This window comes from Lentzea sp. NPDC005914, from assembly GCF_040629405.1.
In the GTDB taxonomy this organism is placed as follows: Bacteria; Actinomycetota; Actinomycetes; order Mycobacteriales; family Pseudonocardiaceae; genus Lentzea.
Genome location: NZ_JBEXVQ010000002.1, coordinates 321,166 through 341,416, shown reverse-complemented (window position 1 = coordinate 341,416; position 20,251 = coordinate 321,166). Strand labels below are relative to the sequence as shown.

20 protein-coding genes and 1 tRNA gene are annotated in these 20,251 nt (G+C 65.1%); 7 read left to right on the top strand and 14 right to left on the bottom strand.

Translation table 11 applies throughout. The features are described 5' to 3' along the window. Positions 1–41 precede the first annotated feature (41 nt). The 3 genes from ABZ345_RS04460 to ABZ345_RS04450 are packed head-to-tail and all read right to left on the bottom strand — an operon-like array spanning position 42 to position 6,902. Entirely contained in the window at positions 42–4,448 is a 4,407-nt protein-coding gene (locus ABZ345_RS04460; protein WP_359842838.1) for a DNA repair ATPase, read from the bottom strand. Then, positions 4,445–6,370 (bottom strand): flotillin family protein, encoded by a 1,926-nt coding sequence (locus ABZ345_RS04455; RefSeq protein WP_359842836.1) that lies wholly within the window; start codon positions 6,368–6,370, stop codon positions 4,445–4,447. Before ABZ345_RS04455 ends, ABZ345_RS04460 begins: the two co-directional genes overlap by 4 nt. A gap of 1 nt (position 6,371) precedes the next feature. After that, the gene (locus ABZ345_RS04450) at positions 6,372–6,902 is read right to left on the bottom strand and encodes a hypothetical protein (RefSeq protein ID WP_359842834.1); all 531 of its coding nucleotides are present in this window, start codon (positions 6,900–6,902) and stop codon (positions 6,372–6,374) included. A 90-nt stretch (positions 6,903–6,992) separates the two neighbouring features. On the opposite strand from ABZ345_RS04450, the gene ABZ345_RS04445 reads away from it, so the two are divergent. After that, positions 6,993–7,817 carry an LLM class F420-dependent oxidoreductase gene (locus tag ABZ345_RS04445; protein WP_359843128.1) on the top strand — a complete coding sequence of 275 codons (825 nt, stop codon included), beginning with the start codon at positions 6,993–6,995 and terminating at the stop codon, positions 7,815–7,817. An 11-nt stretch (positions 7,818–7,828) separates the two neighbouring features. After that, positions 7,829–8,740, top strand: coding sequence for a GTP-binding protein (locus ABZ345_RS04440; RefSeq protein WP_359842832.1), 912 nt, complete (start codon positions 7,829–7,831; stop codon positions 8,738–8,740). Here the strand turns inward: ABZ345_RS04440 and ABZ345_RS04435 are convergent, their stop codons facing one another. Together ABZ345_RS04435 and ABZ345_RS04430 are read right to left on the bottom strand one after the other, a co-directional pair. After that, the gene (locus ABZ345_RS04435) at positions 8,741–9,856 is read right to left on the bottom strand and encodes a serine hydrolase domain-containing protein (protein ID WP_359842830.1); all 1,116 of its coding nucleotides are present in this window, start codon (positions 9,854–9,856) and stop codon (positions 8,741–8,743) included. 102 nt (positions 9,857–9,958) lie between these two features. Beyond that, entirely contained in the window at positions 9,959–11,026 is a 1,068-nt protein-coding gene (locus ABZ345_RS04430) for an aldo/keto reductase (protein ID WP_359842828.1), read from the bottom strand. Between the two features lie 205 nt (positions 11,027–11,231). On the opposite strand from ABZ345_RS04430, the gene ABZ345_RS04425 reads away from it, so the two are divergent. Then, positions 11,232–11,307, top strand: a tRNA-Lys gene (locus ABZ345_RS04425). Between the two features lie 79 nt (positions 11,308–11,386). Here ABZ345_RS04425 and ABZ345_RS04420 read toward each other — a convergent pair. The 9 genes from ABZ345_RS04420 to ABZ345_RS04380 all read right to left on the bottom strand — a co-directional run bounded on the left by ABZ345_RS04420 (position 11,387) and on the right by ABZ345_RS04380 (position 17,232). Further along, on the bottom strand, positions 11,387–12,013 hold the full coding sequence (locus ABZ345_RS04420; protein ID WP_359842826.1) for a site-specific integrase: 627 nt from the start codon (positions 12,011–12,013) through the stop codon (positions 11,387–11,389). Continuing rightward, on the bottom strand, positions 11,997–12,584 hold the full coding sequence (locus tag ABZ345_RS04415) for a hypothetical protein (RefSeq protein WP_359842824.1): 588 nt from the start codon (positions 12,582–12,584) through the stop codon (positions 11,997–11,999). The genes ABZ345_RS04420 and ABZ345_RS04415 overlap by 17 nt, the downstream gene beginning before the upstream one ends. Next, positions 12,584–12,778, bottom strand: coding sequence for a helix-turn-helix domain-containing protein (locus tag ABZ345_RS04410; protein ID WP_359842822.1), 195 nt, complete (start codon positions 12,776–12,778; stop codon positions 12,584–12,586). The genes ABZ345_RS04415 and ABZ345_RS04410 overlap by 1 nt, the downstream gene beginning before the upstream one ends. A 16-nt stretch (positions 12,779–12,794) precedes the next feature. Further along, on the bottom strand, positions 12,795–14,399 hold the full coding sequence (locus tag ABZ345_RS04405; protein WP_359842820.1) for a replication initiator: 1,605 nt from the start codon (positions 14,397–14,399) through the stop codon (positions 12,795–12,797). After that, positions 14,396–15,712 (bottom strand): FtsK/SpoIIIE domain-containing protein, encoded by a 1,317-nt coding sequence (locus ABZ345_RS04400; protein ID WP_359842818.1) that lies wholly within the window; start codon positions 15,710–15,712, stop codon positions 14,396–14,398. Before ABZ345_RS04400 ends, ABZ345_RS04405 begins: the two co-directional genes overlap by 4 nt. 143 nt (positions 15,713–15,855) lie before the next feature. Beyond that, the gene (locus ABZ345_RS04395) at positions 15,856–16,074 is read right to left on the bottom strand and encodes a hypothetical protein (RefSeq protein WP_359842816.1); all 219 of its coding nucleotides are present in this window, start codon (positions 16,072–16,074) and stop codon (positions 15,856–15,858) included. Between the two features lie 222 nt (positions 16,075–16,296). Beyond that, positions 16,297–16,548 (bottom strand): AMED_5909 family protein, encoded by a 252-nt coding sequence (locus ABZ345_RS04390; protein ID WP_359842814.1) that lies wholly within the window; start codon positions 16,546–16,548, stop codon positions 16,297–16,299. Continuing rightward, positions 16,535–16,771, bottom strand: coding sequence for a hypothetical protein (locus tag ABZ345_RS04385; protein WP_359842812.1), 237 nt, complete (start codon positions 16,769–16,771; stop codon positions 16,535–16,537). Before ABZ345_RS04385 ends, ABZ345_RS04390 begins: the two co-directional genes overlap by 14 nt. An 8-nt stretch (positions 16,772–16,779) precedes the next feature. Beyond that, positions 16,780–17,232: a hypothetical protein gene (locus tag ABZ345_RS04380; protein ID WP_359842811.1), complete on the bottom strand. Its 453-nt coding sequence runs from the start codon at positions 17,230–17,232 to the stop codon at positions 16,780–16,782. A 159-nt stretch (positions 17,233–17,391) separates the two neighbouring features. On the opposite strand from ABZ345_RS04380, the gene ABZ345_RS04375 reads away from it, so the two are divergent. From ABZ345_RS04375 to ABZ345_RS04360, 4 genes are all read left to right on the top strand, one after another. Then, positions 17,392–18,135: a DUF5919 domain-containing protein gene (locus tag ABZ345_RS04375; protein ID WP_359842809.1), complete on the top strand. Its 744-nt coding sequence runs from the start codon at positions 17,392–17,394 to the stop codon at positions 18,133–18,135. Positions 18,136–18,143: 8 nt separating this feature from the next. Further along, positions 18,144–18,614, top strand: a complete 471-nt coding sequence (locus ABZ345_RS04370; RefSeq protein WP_359842807.1) for an NUDIX domain-containing protein — start codon at positions 18,144–18,146, stop codon at positions 18,612–18,614. Positions 18,615–18,719: 105 nt separating this feature from the next. Beyond that, positions 18,720–19,289: a hypothetical protein gene (locus tag ABZ345_RS04365; protein WP_359842805.1), complete on the top strand. Its 570-nt coding sequence runs from the start codon at positions 18,720–18,722 to the stop codon at positions 19,287–19,289. After that, positions 19,273–20,238, top strand: a complete 966-nt coding sequence (locus ABZ345_RS04360; RefSeq protein WP_359842803.1) for a hypothetical protein — start codon at positions 19,273–19,275, stop codon at positions 20,236–20,238. Before ABZ345_RS04365 ends, ABZ345_RS04360 begins: the two co-directional genes overlap by 17 nt. Positions 20,239–20,251 lie beyond the last annotated feature (13 nt).

The window sequence follows — 20,251 nt, the reverse complement described above, 5'->3', positions numbered from 1 at the left end:
GTCTGACCGCGAGGCGCCTGGCAACGTTCTGGGCCACGCCGCTAGGCCTTCAGCTCCCGCAACCTCGCGAGGTTCGCTTCCGCCCGGACGCCGAGCAGCTGCGCTTCGCCGAGGTAGTGGTCGTCGATCAACGCCTCGACCTCGGCGTCGTTCATCGCGGGGACGATCCTGGCCGCCATGCGGTTCATGTTGCGATAGCTGCCCTGCAACAGGAAGTCGCCACCGCTCGCGGCCGAGGAGATGTACTCCTGGTTGACCTTGAGCACGACCTCCTGGATCCGTTGCAGCTTGCGGACCACGGACAGCATCCGTTCCAGCTCGACGGTTTCGTACTCGTGCCGGACGGTCTCGCCGTTCGCCAGGCGCACCAACGGTTCCACGTCGACGCCGTTGAGGGTCGGGTTGGAGGCACTCGCGTTCTCGAGGTAGCTCAACGCAAAGAGGGCGTCGCGACCGGACAGCACGTCGCCGAGGTTCCACACGTCCGCGCGGTTCGCGAGCATGTCGGGGACGCGGAACGCACGGCCGGTCTCGGTGTACGGGTTGCCCGCCATCGACACGGCGAAGCGCTTGCCCCGCAGGTCGAACGTGCGTGTCTCGCCGTCCCACACGCCGTCAACGCGTCGTTGTGCGTCGCACAGCGAGATGAACTTCTGCAGCAGCTCAGGTGATGTGTGCTGGATGTCGTCGAGGTGCAGCAGAACGTTGCTGCCCAGGGCGAACGCGAAGTTGATGCGCTCGACCTCCTGCCGTGCGGTGGCATTCGGTGCCTCCTGCGGGTCGAGGGAGGTGACGCCGCTGCCCAGCGCCGGACCGTTGACCTTGACGAACACCATGCCCAGGCGGTTCGCGACGTACTCCATCAGCGTCGTCTTGCCGTAGCCGGGCGGGGAGATCAGCATCAGCAGGCCCGTGCCGTCGTTGAGCTGCTTCGAGAGGTTGTCGCCGATCAGCGGCAGGTAGACCTCGTTCAGCAACCTGTTGCGCACGAACGTGTTCAGCACGGCCGGGCGGTAGTCGTCGAGCCTGAGCCTCTTTCGTTCCTCGGCGAGCAGCTCATCGCGTTGGCGCTGGTAGGCGCGGAAGGCGGGGACCTGTTCGCTGCGGAACTCGCGCAGTCTGGTCAGGGTCTCGTCCAGGCGGAGGTCCATGGACTGGTTGCTGACGCGCGGGTGCGTTCCGAGCAAACCCGTGACCGACTCGGTCAGGGCGGCGCTCGAGTCGTAGCGCGGCAGGTCGGTGAGCAGGACCGCGACGACCTCGGGGAGCTCCGGGCAGTCCTCCTCGCCGAGGAACGCGTGCAGCCACGCCTCGATCAGGTCGCGGTCGCGCAGGTCCTCGGTGACGACGGCCTTGAACCTGTCGATCACCGTGCGGGCGGCCTTGCTGGTGACGAATCCCCTTGGCTCGCAGGCGAGTTCCTCGAACAGGTACTCGCCAGCGAGGTCGTCGAGGCCGAACTGCTTCGTCAGCTCAGCAATGCCGTGCGTGCCACCGAATATCGTGCGTGCTCGGGCCAGCGACTCGGCTTTGCGCGCCCACACCGCGCGTTGGTCTTCGGGCTGTTCGGACCAGAAGATCTGGGCTGCCGCACGGGTGACCGGCGGGTACCGCAGCAGTCCGGCACCGGTTTGAAGTCGTTGCAGGACAGCGAGGATCTTGGCGGCGTCGTGGTCGTGGACGCCCTTCTCGTAGCCCTCGTCGTAGCGTTCCGCGGCGGCGTTCACCACGTCGTCGCGGCCCTCGGCGAGCAGGCATCCGGCGAGGTGCTCGGACCGGTAGACGTCCGGCGTTTCCGAGACCAGCAGCTGGTCCCAGAACTGGCGGGTGTTGTCGAACCCGGAGACCTCGCTGCGGTAGTCGGTGCCCGTGACCGCGTAGAACAGCCGGCCGTCGCGGGGGACGAGAGTGAGGTTCATCGGCTCGGTCGTCACCGGGAAGCGGTGACGACCGAGCACGATCGACGCGCCGTCGTACAAATCGGCCCGGTCGCGCAGTGCCCGGCCTCCCTCTTGCCGGGCGTCGCGCAGACTCGCGTCGAGCTCGTCGGCACGCACGTCACTGAGTTTGCGCAGCTCTTCAGCGACAGCGCGGACCTTGGCGACCATCGGGTCGCCGGCGAAGTACGTGTTGATCTCGTCGGCCGAGGTGAGCTTCCCGACTCGACGGCCGATCGTGCCCAGCACGCGTTCGGCCGACTGCACGAGCCTGTCGGCCTTGCGTGCACGTTCGTCGAGCAACGTCTGCTTGCGCGCGGAGAACGCCTCGTAGACGTCCGTGCGCTTGGCCCCGACCTGGGCGAGGAAGTCGTCGAACTCGCCGAACCGCGACTCCAGGTTCTCCAGCTGCAGGAGGAGTCGTCCGAGCTGGTCGTCGCAGCGCTGCGGGGTGTCCGCGACCGACAGCGCGCCGGTGATGGCCTGGCCGAGCAGTGCGAACTCGGCGGCGAACTCGGCCCTGCCCTCGACGTTCGCGAGCTGGGACCGGCGACCGTCCACAGTGGCGCGTGCCCGGTTGACCGCGGCCAGGACCTCGCCGATGCCGGCCAGGATTGCCGTGCGGGTGGTCGTGTCGGCGGCCTCGAGCGTGCTGACGACCTCGGTCAGCACCTCCAGCCCGGCCTGCTGCTGCGCCAGGCGTTCGTGCAGCGGCTTGGCCTCGGCGGCGGTTTTCAGCTCCGCGGCCGCGATCTGCTCGATTTCCTCGTGGTACTGGACGAACGCGCCCTCACCGCTGAGGAACGCGACGGCCCGGCGTGCGGACGAGCCCAGTTCCTCGACGAGTTCGGCTTCGCGCCGGTCGATCTCTTCGAGGTCGACGTACTTCAGTTCCTTGAGGGTGATCAGGCGGCCCTGGGCGGACCGCAGATCGGCCAGCAGCCGGACCCACTCGTCGGCGCTGCGCGGAGTCGCGGACCTGGCGAGCCTGATCAGCGAGGCGAGCTTTTCGGACGCGGCGTGGAGCTGCTGCGCGGAGTGCTCGGTGAGCGTGCGGACGGCCTCGAACTCGTCCAGCACCTGCTCAGCAGTAGCTCGAACGGCCGCGACGTCCTGTTTCAGCCCCAGCTCGTCGAGCCAGTGGACTCCGTCAATCACCCTGGTGCACAGCGCGATCAGGCCCTCGAACACCGGAGCGCTCGGGGTCATCTCGGCGCTCATCCTGGTGATGGACAGGCAGTCCGAGATGCCGCGGACCAGTTCGGCGTTGCCGATGCGGGCGAGCGGACCGGATTCTTGCGGCAGCACCTCGTCCGCCAGGAACGGCGTGCGCCAGACCTGCATCGGGTGCACGCGAACGGGTTCGGTGCTGGTCTCGCGGAAGATCACCAGCGTGCCGTCGGCGAAGAGCGAGTAGCCGTGGCACACGAACGGCGTGGCCACTTCCTTGCGGATCACGTTGTATGGCAACAGCAAGCTGCGACCCTCGCGGCGCGCGTGGTAGACGAACAGCACGTCCTCGCCGTTCGCCGACCTGATGACCCGCTCGAACTCCAGGTCGTCGGTGTCGACGTCGAACGTCTTGTCCGCGCCGGTCACGAGGTAGTAGCCGCCGGGGAAGATGATCCCCTGGTCCTCGGGAAGCCGTTGGCAGGCCTGGCCGATGCCGTCGAGCCTGGCCACGGTCCTGGTGCGGGTGTTGAAGACCAGGTGCCGCCAGACCGTCTCGTTGTACGGCCGGATCCTGAGCAGGATCAACGGACCGACGCGCGCGTAGTGCACGTCGGCGTCCGCGAGGCTCTGCAACGGCTCGTCGACGGGTTCGTCGTAGATGCCCTGGCCGACCTCGGTGTTGTTCTCGATCTTGACCGTCAGCGTGCCGCCGACGGTCTCGACGAAGACCTCGTTCTCGATCGCGATGTGCGGGTGCCGGCCGAGAACGTGCTGCTCGCGGGTCGTCTCGACCCACGTGACGTCGTGCGAGGGCGGGAACACGTGGTCGCGGTCGCCGCGGTTGTCGACGTACGTGACCGTGCCGTCGACCGCGACGTCCCAGCGCAGCACGCGGATGTCCTCGATCCGCGCGCCGGTCTGGAACACCGCGAGCAGCCGTGACTCGACGATCCGCAACTGCAGCAGCCGGGTCTCGCGGTAGTAGCGGTAGAGCTCGGCGAAGTCGTTGACGAACTTCGGGTCCTTCAGGAACGGCGCCTCGACCGCGGCGAAGTCCTTGCCGTGGACCGCGAACACGTCGTTGACCGTCGTCTCGGGCTTGAGGCCCATGAACACGTTGTAGCCGAACAACATCTGGTCGCCGAGCGGCACGATGTCACGTGGCACGCAGTTGTTCTCGGTGCGGATCCGTTCGGTGGACAGGAGTTCCAGCGCGGTGCTGCCGAACGTCTCGACGCGCTGGGTGTTCAGCGCCTCGGTGCTGCGGGCGAGCTCGGTGGCCTGTTCGGCCAGCCTCGCCCGCAGCACCTCGTACGTGCCGGCGTCGAGCTGGGTCATGCGTTCTGCCCGTTGACCTTGGCCATCTGGGTCAGGGCCAGGGCGGCGGCCAGGTTCTGCGCGTCACCCGTGGTGAACGAGCTGAGGATCTTGGTCAGGTCCTCCGGGAAGTTCGACGTGCCGTCCATCCACTTGGCGCCCAACGCCTGCACGACGTCGGAGTTGCCGACGAAGCTGTCGACCTGCTTGCCTGCGGTGATGGCACTGGCGATCTTGTCGAAGAACATCGTGTCGCCACCGACGATGTCGATGTCGGCCTTTTCCAGCCCGGCCGCGAGGACCACGGCCTGGGCCTCGGCGATCTGGCGCTGCACGTCGATGCCCTTGAGCCTGATCTCCTTCTCGGCCTCGAGACGCAGTCGGTACTCCTCGTGCTCGCGGGTCGCGGTGTCGAGTGCGGCCATGGCCTCTGCTTTGTGCGACAGGCCTTCCGCCTCGCCCTTGAGGCGTTCCTTGATGCCCAGCGCGTCGGCCAGGGCCTTCTCGCGGTCGACGATGGCCTCGGCGCGACCGAGCGCCTCGGACGCGGCGGCGTCGCGTTCCTTGACCATCGCGTCCGCCAGGCCCTTCGCCGCGGCCTCGGCCTGCGTGCCCTCCGCGAGACGGATCTTGGAGCGGGTGTCCAGTTCGGCGGCCTGGTTGCGGGCCTCGGCGAGCACGACCTCTTCGCGGGCCTTGTGCTGCGCCGACTGTTCCGCGGCCTCGGCGGCCTTGATGTCCTTGACGAGCGACTGCTGCGCCTCGGCCTCCGCCATGATCACGATCTGCTGGCGCTCGCGTTCGGCCTCCTCGACCGCACGCAGGCGCTTGATGTTCTCCTCCTGCTCGGCCACGGTCTTCTCGACCGCGACCCGCTCGCGCACCAGGTCGGCGATGGCGCGCCGCTCGTGCTCGAGCTCCTTGTCCTTCTCGATCATGCGCAGCGACGTCTCGCGTTCGCGGGCGATGACCTCCAGCAGGCGGTCCTTCTCGATGCGCTCGGTCTCGACGGCGATCACGCGCTCGCGGTTCTTCTCGGCGACGGCGATCTCGCGGGCCTTGTTCTCGGTCTGGATGCCGAGCTGTTCCTCGGTGCGGATGAACGCGGTGTTGGCCTTGAGACGTTCCTCGGCCTGGACCTTCTGGGTCTCCGCCTCCTGCTGCGCGCGGGCGGTCTCGATCTCGCGCTTCTGCCGGATCTCCGCGTCGGCCTGACGACGTTCGAGCTCGAGGATCGCCTCACGCGCGCTGACGTTCTGGCGCGTGATCTCCTTCTCCTCGTTGCGGGTGAACTCGTTGGTCTTGACGTGTTCGATCGCGGTCAGCTCGGTGATCTTGCGAATGCCTTGGGCGTCCAGGATGTTCGCCGGGTCGAGCTGCTTGAGCGGCGTCTGCTCCAGGTAGTCGATGGCCGCGTCCTCGAGGCTGTAGCCGTTGAGGTCGGTGCCGATGACCTGGACGATCCGGTCGCGGAACTCGTCGCGGTGGGTGTACAGGTCCACGAAGTCCAGCTGCTTGCCGACGGTCTTGAGCGCCTCGGAGAACTTGGCGTTGAACAGCTCCTGCAGCGTGGCCTCGTGGCTCGCGCGCTCGGTGCCGATCGCCTGCGCGACCTTGATGACGTCCTCGACGGTCTTGTTGACGCGCACGAAGAACGTGATGCGGATGTCCGCGCGGATGTTGTCGCGGCAGATCAGGCCCTCGTTGCCGGCCCTGCGGATCTCGATGGTCTTCACCGAGATGTCCATCGTCTCGCATCTGTGCAGGACCGGTAGGACCACTGTGCCGGTGAAGGTCACGTCGACCTTGCGCATCTTCGAGACGATCAGCGCCTTGCCCTGCTCGCACTTCTTGAACAACCTGCTCAGCGTGATCGTCGCGAGGATCAGCACGACGACGATCCCCGCGATCAGCACGAGCAAACCCGTTGAGATCGCACCCATTTCAGCCCCCTGTGGTGATGTCCACGACCCAGAAGAACTCGCCTTCGGCGTCGTAGTCGAAGATCAGCGCGGTCTGTCCCGCTTTCAGATCGGTGCTCTGTGCTGCTCGCACCTGCACGACAGCCGAACCGCCGTCGTCGGCGGTGACCTCGGCCTGTCCGTAGTTCTCTGTGACCCGCGACGTCTTCACGAGCGCCGTGCGGCCCACGAAGTCGTTGCGGGAAGCGGGTTTCTCCGGCCTCGTCCAGCTCCTGAGCGGGATGCTGAGGATCTTGGTGAGAAGAGCGCCCGCCAGCACTGCCCCGGCGAGGACGACGTACCGGAGCTTGCCCTCCGGCGTCAGCACCGTGCCGACCAGCGCGGCGAACCACGTGATCAGCACGAACATCGAGATGGAGATCGGCAGCACCGGGGCGTGGAGGTGATCCATGCCGATCAGCGCCGCCGTGAGCCAGTACGCCAGCACGACGAGCATCAGGAAGCTGAACAGCACGGTCGGAAAAGCCAGCGCCGCGGCCACGAACTCGGTCATCAATCCCCCTTCTCGCAGTATGAATGTCTGGCAGGTGGAATTTGTTGAGTTCGGAGGAATGACCGGCGTCACAGGACCGTTGACGTGATCATGGACTTGGGGGTTCAGGGACTGAACACGGGCGACGCGATCTCGCCCGCGGAGACTCGCCGGCTGGCTTCGCTCGTGGAGTCGCTCGGCTACCGATCGTGGTGGGCGGTGGAGCACGTGGTGCTGCCGTCGCCGCGGGTCGAGCCGTCGCCGGCCGATCCGGACCAGCCGATGCTGGATCCACTGGTGGGGCTGGGGTTCGTGGCCGGGGTGACGTCGCGGCTGGAACTGGGGACGGGGATCGTGATCCTGCCGCAGCGCAACCCGGTGGTGCTGGCCAAACAGGTGGCGTCGCTGGACGTGCTGAGCGGTGGCCGGTTCACGCTGGGCGTCGGTGCCGGGTACCTGGAACCGGAGTTCGCCGCCGTTGGTGTGCCGTTCGCGGATCGGGGACGGCGGACCGACGAGTACATCGACGCTATGCGCGCGTTGTGGCACTCTCCGTCACCTGCCTTTTCCGGCAAGTACGTGTCTTTTTCTGGCGTTGATGCTCATCCGCGCCCTTCCCGCGCCCGGATCGCGATCGGTGGGGCGAGCGACGCGGCGTTGCGGCGGGCGTTGACGCGGGGCAACGCGTGGCTCGGGATCGGCACGCCCGCGGAGACCGCGGCCAATCTGAAATGCCTCCGGCGGCTGTCCGCGATGACCGAGCGGTCCGACTCGCTCGGCGCGTTGGAGATCAACATCGTGGCGACGGCGGCGCTGGACGCGTCCGTGGTGCGCGAGTACGAGGACCTCGGCGTCGACCAGCTGATCGTGTATCCCGGCGGCTCCGGCCAGCTGGTGGACGAGGTGCTGGAGAAGACCATCGGGCTGGTTCAGTAGCCTGGACGGCCGTGATCCCCGTCGTCGTGCTCGCCGGCTTCCTCGGCTCCGGCAAGACCACCCTTCTCAACCACCTGCTGCGCACGTCAGGCGGCACGCGGATCGGCGTCGTGGTGAACGACTTCGGGCGGATCAACATCGACGCGTTCGCGGTGTCGGCCCAGGTCGACTCGATGGTGACGCTGTCGAACGGGTGCCTGTGCTGCGCGGTGGACGGCAGCGAGCTCGACTCCATGCTGGTCAAGCTGGCCTCGGCGGACCTGGACGTCATCGTGATCGAGGCGTCCGGGTTGGCCGAGCCGTCGGCGATGGTTCGGATGGTGCTGCAAGCGCCCGGAGTCGCGTACGGCGGGCTGATCTACGTGGTGGACGCCGTGGAGTTCGGTGCCGTGCCGCACCTGGAGCGCGATCTGGCGTTGGCTGATCTGGTGGTGCTGAACAAGGTCGACCGGGTTTCGTCCTTGCCCTCGCTTCCGTCGCCGGTGCCGGTGGTGCCTGTTTCCTACGGGCAGATCGACCCGGCGTTGTTGTTCGAGGTGCGGCCTCCGGACCTCGGGCCGCGGCAGCTTTCGTTCGACGATCTCGAGGATCATTCCTCGCACGCTCACGCGTTGTACGACAGCGTGACGTTCGAGTCCATTTCTCCGTTGCACCCCAAGCTGTTCATGGACTTTCTTCAGGCGCGACCCGAGGGGTTGTTCCGCGCCAAGGGTTTTGTGCAGTTTCCGGGCGGCACCTTCATGCTGCACACCGTTGGCGCGTACGTCTCGTTCACCCGAGTCGACGACGCCCCGACTCAGCTGGTGCTGATCGGGGCGGGCATCGACGCGGACTCGTTGACCAACTGGCTGCTGGCGTGCGTCGCGGACGGACCGGTCACCGAGCAGGACATGCTCTGGGTGCTCCGGTACGCCCGCGACTGATCACTTCCCGCACAACGCGCTGTCCACAGTGGCCAGAACCGCTTCGTGCGCCTTCTGCGCTTCCTCGGGCGTGTCCTGGAAAGTGCCCGGCAACGCCGTGACCGCAACGGAGTACGCCCGGCCGTCGTCGTTCACGCCACCGCGCGTCTCGTACCCGGGGATGTCGCCGCCGTGCCCCCAGTACCTGCCACCGCACGTCAGCGGCGTGCTGGCGATCCCGAGCCCGTACTCGGCGCCCGGCCACATCTCGCCCTTGGTGTCCACGGTCCTCTGCATCTCCTGGCGCTGCTTCGCGGGCACCAGGTCACCCTTGACCAGCGCGCGGAAGAACGTGTTGAGGTCCTTGGTCGTGGAAACGATCTGCCCGGCCGCCCAGCCCCAGGAGGGGTCGAGCTCGGTGACGTCCTCGACACCGTTGCCGGTCCTGGCATACCCGTGCGGATGCTTGCCCTGGATCGTCTGGTCACCTGTAGTCGGCCAGTAGGTGTCCTTGAGGCCGAGCTTCTTGATGATCCGCTGGTCGACGCTCTCCGAGACCGGGCGTCCGGTGATCTTCTGCGTGAGCAGGCCGAGCAACACGTAGTTCGTGTTGCTGTACTTGAACTTCTCGCCAGGCTGGTTCGTGGGTTCGTGCGCGTTGGCGATGTCCAGCAGCTCCCGCGGCTCGTAGTAGCGGTGCCGCACGTCCTCGAACTTCTCGAGCCCCATGTACTGCGTGTAGTTCGCGAGGCCGCTGGTGTGGTTGAGGAGCTGGCGGACCGTGATCCGCTCGTCCTTGATCGCGCCCGGCAGATACCTGGTGATCGGCGCGTCGAGCTCGACCTTGTTCTCCGCGTTGAGCTGCATGACCACCACGGCCACGAACGTCTTGGTGTTCGACCCCGCACGGACCACGCCGTTCCTGGGCACCGGAACACGTTTGTTCAACTCGGCGGTGCCCGACGTGTACGCGCTGGCCCTGCCGTTGGGTTCGGTGACGGTCGCGAGCGCGGCCGGAAACCCGTGCTGCTTGGTGAGTCCGTCGAGCTGCCTGTCGAGGCTGCTCGCGGGCGCGGCCACGGCCGTTCCGGTGCACAGCATGGCCGCTGCCAGCACTCCTACCAGCGTCTTCTTCATCTTCAGCCTCCCCTTCGTTCGTGTGAGGAGAGATTTTCAGTTCTCCGTTCCCGGCACAGTCACGCACGCTGCCGTTGATCAGGTGGAGCAGGCTCTACCTGATCAGTACCTGACGCTGCTCTGCAGGAGCGGCGGGTAGATCCCGGACGTTTCCCCGTCGACCGTCGTGCCCGCGAACTGCAACATCGCCCTGAGCTCGCCGTGCAGCGGCGCCGGGTAGTTGAGGACGGGCTTGGAGACCTCGCTGAGCGCGCCGATCTCGCTCACCGTGAGCGTGACCTCCTCGAGGTTGCTCTCCAGGTGCTCCAGCTTGCGCGCACCGATGATCGGCACCGTTCCCTGAGCTTTGAGCCAAGCCAACGACACCGCGGCCGCCGTGGCGCCGTGCTGCGCGGCGATCTCAACGACCACGTCGATGACCCTGAAGTCCTCTTCGGACGGCCCGCTGACGAACTTGGCCCGCTCCGAGTCGCTGACCACCGCGTTCCTCCGGTACTTGCCGGACAGAAACCCGTTCTTGAGCGGACTCCACGGCACCAGCGCCATGCCCATGTCCCGCGCCATCGGCCCGATCTCGCCCTCAACGGTCCTCTCGAGCAACGAGTACTCGACCTGCAAGGCGATCAACGGCGTCCACCGGTTCAACACCGCCATCGTCTGCGCCTGAGCCGTGACCCAAGCCGGCACATTGGAGAACCCGACATACCTGATCTTGCCCGATCCCACCAGATCGTCGAGCACCCGCATCGTCTCCTCGACGGGCGTGTTCCGATCCCAGTTGTGCATCCAGTAGAGATCCAGGTAGTCCGTGCCCAGCCGCCGCAAGGTCTCGTCGAGCTGCTTCCTGATCGCCCCGCGCCCGGCCCCACCACCGTTGGGATCGCCGGGGTGCATGTTGAAGAAGAACTTGGACGCGAGCACCACCCGATCCCTTGTCTTTCGGCTCCCGAAGAAGTCGCCGAGGATCTTCTCCGAGTGCCCGTTGGTGTAGAAGTTGGCGGTGTCGATGAAGTTCCCGCCGCGGTCGAGGTACACGCCGAGGATCTTCTCGGCCTCCTCGACACTGCACCCGGCAGCTCCGGGGTCCTCTCCGAAGGTCATCGCACCGAGGGCGAACGGGCTCACCCGCAGGCCGGACCGGCCTAGCGTGACGTAGTGGTCGAGCGGCATCTCTTGGCTCCTCGGAGTCGTTGTTCTCGGGCTACTCCAATGGAAGCTCGCGCGGGGTGGTCTCCGGTACTCAGATCCCGCCTTGCTCTTGCCCAATCCTCTCGCTGCGGCGTTGGTGATCGTTTGGGCGGGTGAGATGCGTCAACCGTGAGGTAGGCAACCCGTGCGACAGGTGCGGACCACGATCGGTAGGCTGTCGCGTCGAGGGCTGCTAGCTCAATTGGCAGAGCAGGAGACTTTTAATCTTCGGGTTCAGGGTTCGAGTCCCTGGCGGCCCACCAAACCCCCAGGTCCAGGACCTGGGGGTTTCGCTTTGGAAGATCACTGGCACACCTTTGGCACGCTTTACCCCTCTGACTCTCAAGCTGCGGCATCAGGCGGACCGTCCTCAAGCTGGTCCTCTTCGCCCTCGTCAGCGTCCTGTTTGGGCTTGTCGAGCGCGCCCTCAAGAGCGTCAGCAGCCCGCTTGTCGACCACCTTGCGGGCGAAGTAGACGTCCTGCGTCATCGAGGGCCGAGCGTGGCCGAGTTGGTCCGCGACCAGTCGTGCGGAGAGCCCCGCCTCATCGAGGATGGTGGCCGCCGTCTTCCGGAAGACGTGCGAGGTGACCCACGCGAACTCTTCACCGCCGCGAGCCTTACGGAGGTCCCTCCGAGCGTTTGACGGGTCACGCAGGCCGCCGAGGCTGCTGGGGAAGACCGGCCCGTTCGGGAAGAGCGTCGCCGCATGCCGTCGCTTCAACATGTCCAGCGCCCACCGAGGCAGCGGAAGCGTGCGCTCTCCAGCCTCCGTCTTCGTGGACTTCCGGATCAGCCCGATGCCCTTGGCCCTGATCACGGTGTAGTTCACGGCGACCGTGCCGACCTCGAAGTCGACCTCCTCCCAGTAGACGGCCAGCGCCTCACCGATCCGGACACCAGTCGCCATCATGAAGCGCGACAGGTCCGGAAGGTCCCACTTCACCGCCTGCTCATCCGACTCCAGCATTTCGAGCCACAAGAGCCGTTCTTCCAGCGTGAGCGCCCGCGGACTCTTCTTCCGCCCAGCCTCCAGCCGATCCGTCTCGCGAACCGGGTTGGTGTCGAGCGCCTTGTCCCTCACCGCGATCCTCAGCGCCCCCGAGAGCACCGATCGGGCCGACGCTGACCGACCGCCACAACGCTTGAAGGAACGCGTCGATCCGCGCCACGGTCATCTCACGAATCCGCAGCTCACCGAGGCCAGGCAACACGTGCCGGTCAAGGATGCTGCGATAGGTGTCGACGCTGCCAGGCGACCGCTTGCCAGCGTCTGCGAGCGCCTGAAACTTGCCGAACCACAGAGCCGCCGCTTCCTTGAACCGGCTGTCAGGCGTCAGCCCATCACCGGCAGGTGCTTTCCTCTCAGCCAATGCTTTCTTGAGCTTCCTCTCCGCCTCAGCCTTGGTCTTGCCGCGCCGCTGCACCGGCCGCGTGTGGCCGTCGTAGTCGCGATAGTTGGTCTGGGCACGCCAGCCGCTTTCCGATTGGTAGCAACGGATCGCGCCGTAAGTGCCGATGTCGAGAGGTGGCCGTCCCATCAGGCAGCCTCCTCAAGCAGGTGCTCGAACCAGCTCCGCACCTCGGACGGCAGGTACCGCAGGTGCTTCCCCAAGCGACGTGCGGGCGGGCCGTAGTTCTTCGTGCGCCAGCCGTAGAGCGTGTGGACCGGGACGTTCAGGTAGGCCGCAACGTCGCCGACTGTCCACAATGGCTCGAACTGTTGTGCATCCATGATGTTTCCCCCTAGGTCAAGCAGCTTGTGGTGTTGCCGAACTCCCCGGCGGTCCGGCTGATGCGAGCAGCGCGGCCGTGTATTCCGCCTTCCACCTGCGGCGCTCTGCGACGGCGCTCAGAAGCAGGTGAGCCCTTGGCGGCACGTTCGGATCACCGGGCTGCACGTTGTTCCACACGACCCGTGCGGCCTGGTCCTCAGGCTTGATCCCAACGTCCGCGAGCAGTTGCCGAACGAACGCCTTGCGGTCGTGCTTGTGGTCGGCGAGGGACTTTCCGGACCACTTGCGCGACACCAGGACGCGACGACCGGCGACGCCGAGCGTGGTTCGCTTGTGCGCCTTGCCCTTGCACCTGCCTGGCACCGTCGACAACCGAGCCCCACGAGGCTGGACGCCGTAGAGGAGCCAGATCGGGCACTGCGGCGAGCAGGGCGTGACCGCGAGCTCAGCGCAAAGCCGTTCGGCGTGGTCTTCCTGCCGCGCGGTCTCCGCCTGAAAGCACTCGTCAATGCTCTTGGTCAGGTACTTCGTCAGGTAGCCGATGTGACGGCCGGCTTCTTCGGTGCCGCCGAGGATGCCCTTGGAGTGGAGCTGAACGCCGAACCGCGCGACGTGTGCCGGACGTTCGACCTCGTCCAGCGCTTCTTCCCAGGTAGGCAAGGCCCTTCGGGTCTGCGGATCAACGAAGCCCTTGGCCCGGACATCCCACACCGGCAGGTTGTCGGCGCTGTACTTGATCTCGTCGTGCGCGGGCCACCAGACCTGGTGGTAGGTAGCTTCCGCGACCGCTCGTAGCTCCGCGCGAGAGATGCTTCCTCGGACAGCCGCGTGCCAGTGCGGAGCGAGCCGACGCTGGGGTTCGACGGCGGAGAAGTACTGGACCTCCCAGCCGACACAGCGCCGAAGGTTCTGCACGAACCGATCCAGCAGTGCCGCGAAATGCACCGCGTCTCGCGCAGCGCGGCGGTAGTCATAGCTCGAGGCGTCGACGGGCGTTCCGTCGCTGCGGACCTTGCCGTAGGTGTCGAGCGTCAGCGTGAGGAACGTCGAGGGCTGGTACTTGCCTCCGAAGACCTTGCCCACCGTGCGCTTGCTGACGGGCCGACGAGGCAAGTTGGCCGCATCCTGCCGCCGCTTAGTCGACCGCTTTCGGACCGCCTTAAGCGGAGCTTCCAGAGACGGGAGTGAACCGCAGACTCCGAGTTGCCGAAGTTCTTCGTCGACCTCGGCGACCTCTTCCCGCACTTCCTCAGCGCCAACCTCGTCACCCTCATCGAGGGCCAGGCGGAAGGCCTTGACCAGGTCAGCCCGGTACGCCGCCAATCCGCGTTGATCGTCGTTCGGGACGTTCGGCGTGAAGTCCGGTTCCTCTGTCAGGTGCCATCCCTCGCGGCACTGCGCCATCCGCAGGCGACGGTTCTTCTCTGCGCACGTCGGGCACACGCTGGCGACCGTCGAGCCGCACGGCACCGGCACGATGTCCACGCGCCCGGTGTCGAGGTCGATCCGTTCCTTGGCCAGCGGCCGGACGCAGACGCCGTGTTCTTCGGCGACAGCCCGAGCGACGTCGAGCGCGGCCGGCTGTTTCATCCGCTCAGAGCGGTTCAGGTACTCGGTCATGCTGCTGCGCTCCCCTCGGACAGTTCGGGGAACTCGTGCACGGTGGCGGGGGCGAGGTACGCGCCCAGCTCGACCAGGTCCGCATCCGTGACGTGGAAGGCCCGTGCTCGATCCGGTTCGCGCTGTCCGTCTTCCTTGAGCCAGGCGACACCGGGCGTGTTCTCACTGATCTCGTGAGCAGCCGCGCCACGTTGCCGAACACCATCACCAAGCACCATGTCCACCTGGACCGGCTCATCGAGTCGAAGCGCCACGCGGGTGGTGAACAGGTGCCGGAAGCCCACGATCTCCTTGCGCGGGTCTTGGACCAGGCCCACGACGGCGTAGCCGGGTGCGCGACCTTGCGAGGTGATCGTCTGGATGGCGCGCGTGGCACGCTCGCGGAGGTTTCGGTCCGACTGGTAGGCGATCAAGTCGGCCAGCTCGTCCACGATCAAGACTGTGAATGGCTCACCCGTGTTGCGCACCCATAGTCGCCGGATGCCCCGGTATCGGGAGGCGCGTTCCTTGACCTCTGCGGCGATTTCTTCAATCAGGGCAACAGCTTCCGGCCCGTTGTCATAGACGACTTTCTCGAACGCATCCGGGCACTGCCCCAGCTCCATGCCGCCCTTGGGATCGATGCCGACGAGGCGGACCACGCCGGCCTTGATGGCAGGGGCGAGCTGCCAGACGATCGACCAAAGCACCGAGCCCTTGCCCGCGCCGGGCACGCCGACCACGAGCACCTGCGAGCCGAGCAGCCTCAGCCGCCAAGCCTTCCCGGTCTCGGTGCGACCGACGACCACGCGTTTGAGGTCAATCTCTCCAACCTCCGCGAGCGGCGGAACAGGAACCGGACGCGCGAGCGGATCAGAGTGGATGAAGTCGAGCTCAAGCACGCTCGGCCGCACGACGCGAACCCGGCACGACAGGGCGTTGAACGAGTGCGCCAGGTTGTCCCGCCGCGCTTCCCACTGCTCTGGAGACTGCGCCGGAATCATCCGCACCCGCACCTTGTCCCGCCAGCCCTCAGACCGCACGCGGCGCAGCTTCGGGCGGTACTCCTTCCCGCGGCTGTCCTTCGTCAGCTCCGCGAGCCTCACCACCGTGCGCCACTGCGGCACGTAGACCGTCACGCGCCGCCACTCCGTCAGGACGCGATACCAGCCGTGCCTCATGAACGAGTCTCGATCGAGGCCGTACCAGACGATCAGCACGCACATGAGAGACAGCACGGCCAGGACCAGCGGCGAAAGCCCGAACTGGCGATAGCCGACGTAGCTGCCGAGACCGGCGGTGACGGCGACCGGATACCGGACCGCGAGGAACACGAGCCTCACAGCGAGGCGACCGGTCAGCCACAGCAGAGCGAACGGTGCGAGCACAGCTTTGACCCAGCCGGGAAGCCATACCCACCAAGGGAACTGAGGACGTGCACCCTCGAACGGCGCTGGGTCGATCCAACGACTTCCATTCATCGAGCACCGCCGAGGCACTTGATGCACTGGAAGACGCTGCCAACGCTCGGGATTCGCCCAACAGGCTGGAACGCGCCCGTACCCGTGGTGCACTGCGCCTTGCAGGTCAGACACTCGAAACCCTCGGCCTGTGCGGCGGTGAGTTCCAGCGTCTCCAAGGAGCCACCGTCGAGCATGACGACGTAGCTGGAAACAGTCTGCTTGCTGGAGATCATGCGATCCCACAGCAGTTGTTTCGTGGCCCTGTCTGGCGCAGGAATGCGCCCAGGCTCTACGCTCATCGTTGTTCACTCCCAGTTGGGTGGACAACGCAGGAGCGGCGAGGTTGGTAGCCGGGTTCCGCTCCTGCGTCTCACGTTCTCGTTGCGCCGCAACAAGATGTGCGGCATCGCCGCATGACCCAGCAGAGTCACGCGTTCTGTCTAAACAGGACTGATCTAGCGCTTGGAAGCCGGGATTTCCTCCCCCTTCTCGCGCTCACGGTTGGCCCAGTAGAGGGCTTCGTGGTGATGGCTTCGATCGGTCTCGGCGACCCGCGCGTAGACGGCGGCGGAGCGGAGGTAGTAGTCCCGCAGCACCGCAGGCGCGGCCTTCGGGTTGGGCATGAGCTTGCTCAGCACGTCGTGTGCCTCACTCAGCGTCGTCACCTTCTCCGCGACGCCCCAGCTCATGGCGTCAACTGCGGACATCGCCAGCCTCCTCCGCGAGCGCGTGCCGCCCGTCCTGCCGAGCTGCCGACGCCTGAAGTGCCCGCCACGCCTGATCAAGCACGTCCCGCAGCTGCGGGACGACGTCCCGGTCGATCACGAGCACTGCGGGGAAGGCGTTGCCGAGGCGAATCTCGATCCGGTCTGCGAACGGCATCGCGAGAGGACGCATCGGCACGCCGGCGGTGAGATGGACACGCACCATGTCCGGCATCACGCCGCCTTAGCGGCTGGCTTGCTGACGAACGGCTTCATGCCAGACGCCCGCAGGCTGTACCCGAGCTTCGCCCGGCACCGATGACGCTCACCAGCGTGCGTGGAGCGGCAGCCCTTGTCATCGATCCACGGCGTGACCGTCAGCCCCTCGAACAGCACGGGCCGCACGTCCGTTCCGGGGATAGCCTCCGGCGGCACCGGCTGATGAGGCGCGGAGATCTTCACGGTGACCACCGCGTCCGTCTTGCGCTCGGCCGCCTGGTCGATCACGAGCACGGACCACACCAGAAGTCCGGTCTCCTTGTCCTTCTCCTGCTCCACCGGCAGGCCCTTCGCCCGCTCGTCGGCGGACTGGAACTTGAGCACGGGCTCAACGCCCATCACGAGCGCGCCCCTGGGAAACACGAAGTCGTGACCCGCAGGGAGCCTGCTCCCACCTGTGATCGCCATCGTGGCTCTCCTGTCGTTTGCGTCGTCCAGGCCCGTTGCCTGAAGTTCTCGACGACTACGACTTTCGGCTGAAAACGAGGACGGGAGCACCGCACAGCAGGACTTCTAGAGACGTCCCCGCTAACGTAAGACGTCCCTGGCGTCCCTCAGGAAGCGATCATGGCGAACGAGCGACTACGAGATGCGTTGCTGCGCAACGGACTTACATACGAGCAGGTAGCGAAGGCCACAGGCGTCGACCAGAAGACCGTCGAACGCTGGATCACGAAGGGCCGCGCGCCGTACCCGCGCCACCGCAACACCATCGCATCGATGGTCAAGGAGACCGAGACGTACCTCTGGCCGGACGCGGTCGCGCCGGAGAGGAAGGCCGAGATCACCGAGTCCGAGGTGGTCAAGCTCTACCCACACCGGAACTCGATCCCCGCGGACTTGTGGGACCACCTCATCACCAACGCCACCCAGCAGGTGGAGGTGCTCGTGCACGCCGGCATCTTCCTGGTGGAACGCCCGACGTTCATGCGCGACCTCGCCAACAAGGCTGCGAACGGCGCTCGTATCCGGCTGATCTTCGGCGATCCGGCCAGCCGCGAAGTCGCCAAGCGCAGCGACGAGGAGCAGCTTGGCAAGGGCACGCTCGGGTCCCGCATCCGCAACGCGCTGGCGTTCTACCGGCCGCTGGTGGGCGTGGACGGCGTGGAGATGCGCTTCCACAAGACGACGCTCTACAACTCGATCTTCCGCTTTGACGACGAGATGGTCGTCAACACGCATGTCTACGGCTTCCAGGCTGCGCACGCTCCAGCGCTGCACCTGCGTCGGCTCGCTGCGGGCGATCTCTTCGAGACCTACTCTGAAAGCTTCGAGCACGTCTGGAACCTGTCCAAGCCAGCAACGTTCTAGGGAGCCGCATGGCCCGCGTGGACTACTTCCACGATCCCAGTGCCCCGAAGGCCAACAGTCTCCGGCCAGCAGTGAGCGCCTTTGTACAGAACACCAAGGGCGAGATCCTCATGATCCGCCGAACCGACAATGACAAGTACGCCATTCCGGGTGGCCAGCAGGAAGTCGGAGAGACACTCAGCGAGGCCGCTGTCAGAGAAGTCGAAGAGGAAACAGGTTTGCAAACAGAGGTAGCCGACCTTGTTGGTCTCTATTCAAATCCAAATCACGTGATTGCATACGACGATGGCGAAATTCGGCAAGAATTCTCCATCTGCTTCCGCGCAAAACTAATCGGCGGCACCGTAAGGACAAGCAGCGAATCGAAGGAAGTAGTCTGGGTACCAACGGAAAGACTGGGCGAACTCGACATACATCCATCTATTCAACTCAGGATCAACCATGCACTCCAACAACGAGATAAAGCATTCTTCTCATAACAAGATCTTGCCGCATTGAAGACGCCGGTAACAAAGTACGACCGATCAGCGATCATCTAACACAGACCCGCCGGCACGGAGGTCGGCACTACCAGGGAGGCTGCCGTGAGTGTACCCACGCTCGAACTGCCCAACGGAATGCTCCCGCTTGGTCGTTACTCGTGCAGCTCCGACGAGATCTACAACTACTTTGTCCGCGGACTTGACTTCTTCGGCTCAACAACGCGGCCACAAATTTGGAATGACTGGATCACGGTACGCGACGGGCTTCGGCAGATACTTCCGGTTTACACTGCGTGGATAAGCGGAAGCTTTGTCTCGTCAAAGCTCGACCCAGACGACATGGATATAGTATTCACCGTCGACGGTACGGCGTATGATTCTCTACCTGTCGGCATGTTTGCCCGCCAAGCTGTCGATTCACTGTCCCGCGGGCGTCATTTCCACGAGCAAGCAGGCAAGAGGCTTGATACCTACATCATCTCGTGGTACCCAATCCCCTCGCCAGGGCCTGACATGGGCACACATGAGAACACTTACTATCTCTCAAGAGGACACTGGGACGACTTTTGGCAACGAAAGCGCATCACGCCTAAAACGTTGGCGCCGACTCAGGCAGATTGCATACCTCGTCGCGGATACCTTGAGGTGAAGCTAGATGACTACCCCGGATAATCCGCTTGAGGACTACTTCCGCGGTGTTGACATATCTTCGGCACCTCAGCACACTGATGGAAACGATCTAAGCAGGCAAAGTCTCACTACGTTCGCATACCACGCTGGCTTTGGTTCCTCACTGCGCTCACGGGCCTCAGTGAGGATGCATGGTGGCGCGGTCCGGAAGAACAGCGTTGCCGTCAAAAGAGCCACCAAGATCCTGTCCATCCTCCAGGATGCAATCACGGCGGTTGCAGCGTCACTCCGTGGAAGCAAGGGATCTCGCGGCAAGTTCCCTGAGGTTGTACGCCAGCTCACGGAGCTCACTTTTACTCCACATACCGTTCCGGGCTCAGTAATATTCGAGCTGGTCGCACAAGATCCCGCAGATGTCCTTCCCGGCCAAACTGATCCGCTCATTCAGATGGCTGACCTGGTTGACCTCAGCGCGCAGAGCTTCCTTGAACTGGCCAACGCAGCTGCAGCAGGCATTCAAAGCGGAGAAGGCGATGTGCTGGCACAGCTTCGGGAGCTCGGTCCACGGGTCGCGCGAAATATCCTTAAGCTGAGTGCCGCAATCATCGATGAGGATATCGAACTGGATATCTCATGGAACGAATCCGTCGGACCGACGCACAGCGGCAAAATATCTCGTGCTACCGCCGAAGGCCTGCGGAACCTCATCAAGGAAAATAAGATCGACGCTGACATAATAGATCTGCATGGCACGCTAATCACGGTCAGCGACGTTCGAAATATCGACTTGCGAATGTCGACCGGTGACGTCGTCTCAATGTCTATCGAGCCAGATCTCCGAGAACCTCTCGACTCACTTTTTCGCACTCGCGTAGTTATTCGCGCCGAGGAGACGATCCACACAATCGGCTCAGGCGAGGAAAGGCGAACATACAGGGCACTGTCCATTACGCCGGAGCGTGAAGAGCCTGAGGGTGACGAGCAATCATGATTCGCCTACCTAG

What these genes read in the sequence shown, in the direction of transcription:
- ABZ345_RS04380 (WP_359842811.1), bottom strand. Translation starts at nt 17,232, where the DNA reads ATGGCGATCACAGGTGGGAGCAGGCTCCCTGCGGGTCACGACTTCGTG.
- ABZ345_RS04450 (WP_359842834.1), bottom strand. Translation starts at nt 6,902, where the DNA reads ATGACCGAGTTCGTGGCCGCGGCGCTGGCTTTTCCGACCGTGCTGTTC.
- ABZ345_RS04370 (WP_359842807.1), top strand. Translation starts at nt 18,144, where the DNA reads ATGGCCCGCGTGGACTACTTCCACGATCCCAGTGCCCCGAAGGCCAAC.
- ABZ345_RS04405 (WP_359842820.1), bottom strand. Translation starts at nt 14,399, where the DNA reads ATGACCGAGTACCTGAACCGCTCTGAGCGGATGAAACAGCCGGCCGCG.
- ABZ345_RS04460 (WP_359842838.1), bottom strand. Translation starts at nt 4,448, where the DNA reads ATGACCCAGCTCGACGCCGGCACGTACGAGGTGCTGCGGGCGAGGCTG.
- ABZ345_RS04435 (WP_359842830.1), bottom strand. Translation starts at nt 9,856, where the DNA reads ATGAAGAAGACGCTGGTAGGAGTGCTGGCAGCGGCCATGCTGTGCACC.
- ABZ345_RS04455 (WP_359842836.1), bottom strand. Translation starts at nt 6,370, where the DNA reads ATGGGTGCGATCTCAACGGGTTTGCTCGTGCTGATCGCGGGGATCGTC.
- ABZ345_RS04420 (WP_359842826.1), bottom strand. Translation starts at nt 12,013, where the DNA reads ATGCTGGAGTCGGATGAGCAGGCGGTGAAGTGGGACCTTCCGGACCTG.
- ABZ345_RS04445 (WP_359843128.1), top strand. Translation starts at nt 6,993, where the DNA reads ATGGACTTGGGGGTTCAGGGACTGAACACGGGCGACGCGATCTCGCCC.
- ABZ345_RS04360 (WP_359842803.1), top strand. Translation starts at nt 19,273, where the DNA reads ATGACTACCCCGGATAATCCGCTTGAGGACTACTTCCGCGGTGTTGAC.
- ABZ345_RS04375 (WP_359842809.1), top strand. Translation starts at nt 17,392, where the DNA reads ATGGCGAACGAGCGACTACGAGATGCGTTGCTGCGCAACGGACTTACA.
- ABZ345_RS04390 (WP_359842814.1), bottom strand. Translation starts at nt 16,548, where the DNA reads ATGTCCGCAGTTGACGCCATGAGCTGGGGCGTCGCGGAGAAGGTGACG.
- ABZ345_RS04385 (WP_359842812.1), bottom strand. Translation starts at nt 16,771, where the DNA reads ATGGTGCGTGTCCATCTCACCGCCGGCGTGCCGATGCGTCCTCTCGCG.
- ABZ345_RS04430 (WP_359842828.1), bottom strand. Translation starts at nt 11,026, where the DNA reads ATGCCGCTCGACCACTACGTCACGCTAGGCCGGTCCGGCCTGCGGGTG.
- ABZ345_RS04415 (WP_359842824.1), bottom strand. Translation starts at nt 12,584, where the DNA reads ATGGGACGGCCACCTCTCGACATCGGCACTTACGGCGCGATCCGTTGC.
- ABZ345_RS04395 (WP_359842816.1), bottom strand. Translation starts at nt 16,074, where the DNA reads ATGATCTCCAGCAAGCAGACTGTTTCCAGCTACGTCGTCATGCTCGAC.
- ABZ345_RS04410 (WP_359842822.1), bottom strand. Translation starts at nt 12,778, where the DNA reads ATGGATGCACAACAGTTCGAGCCATTGTGGACAGTCGGCGACGTTGCG.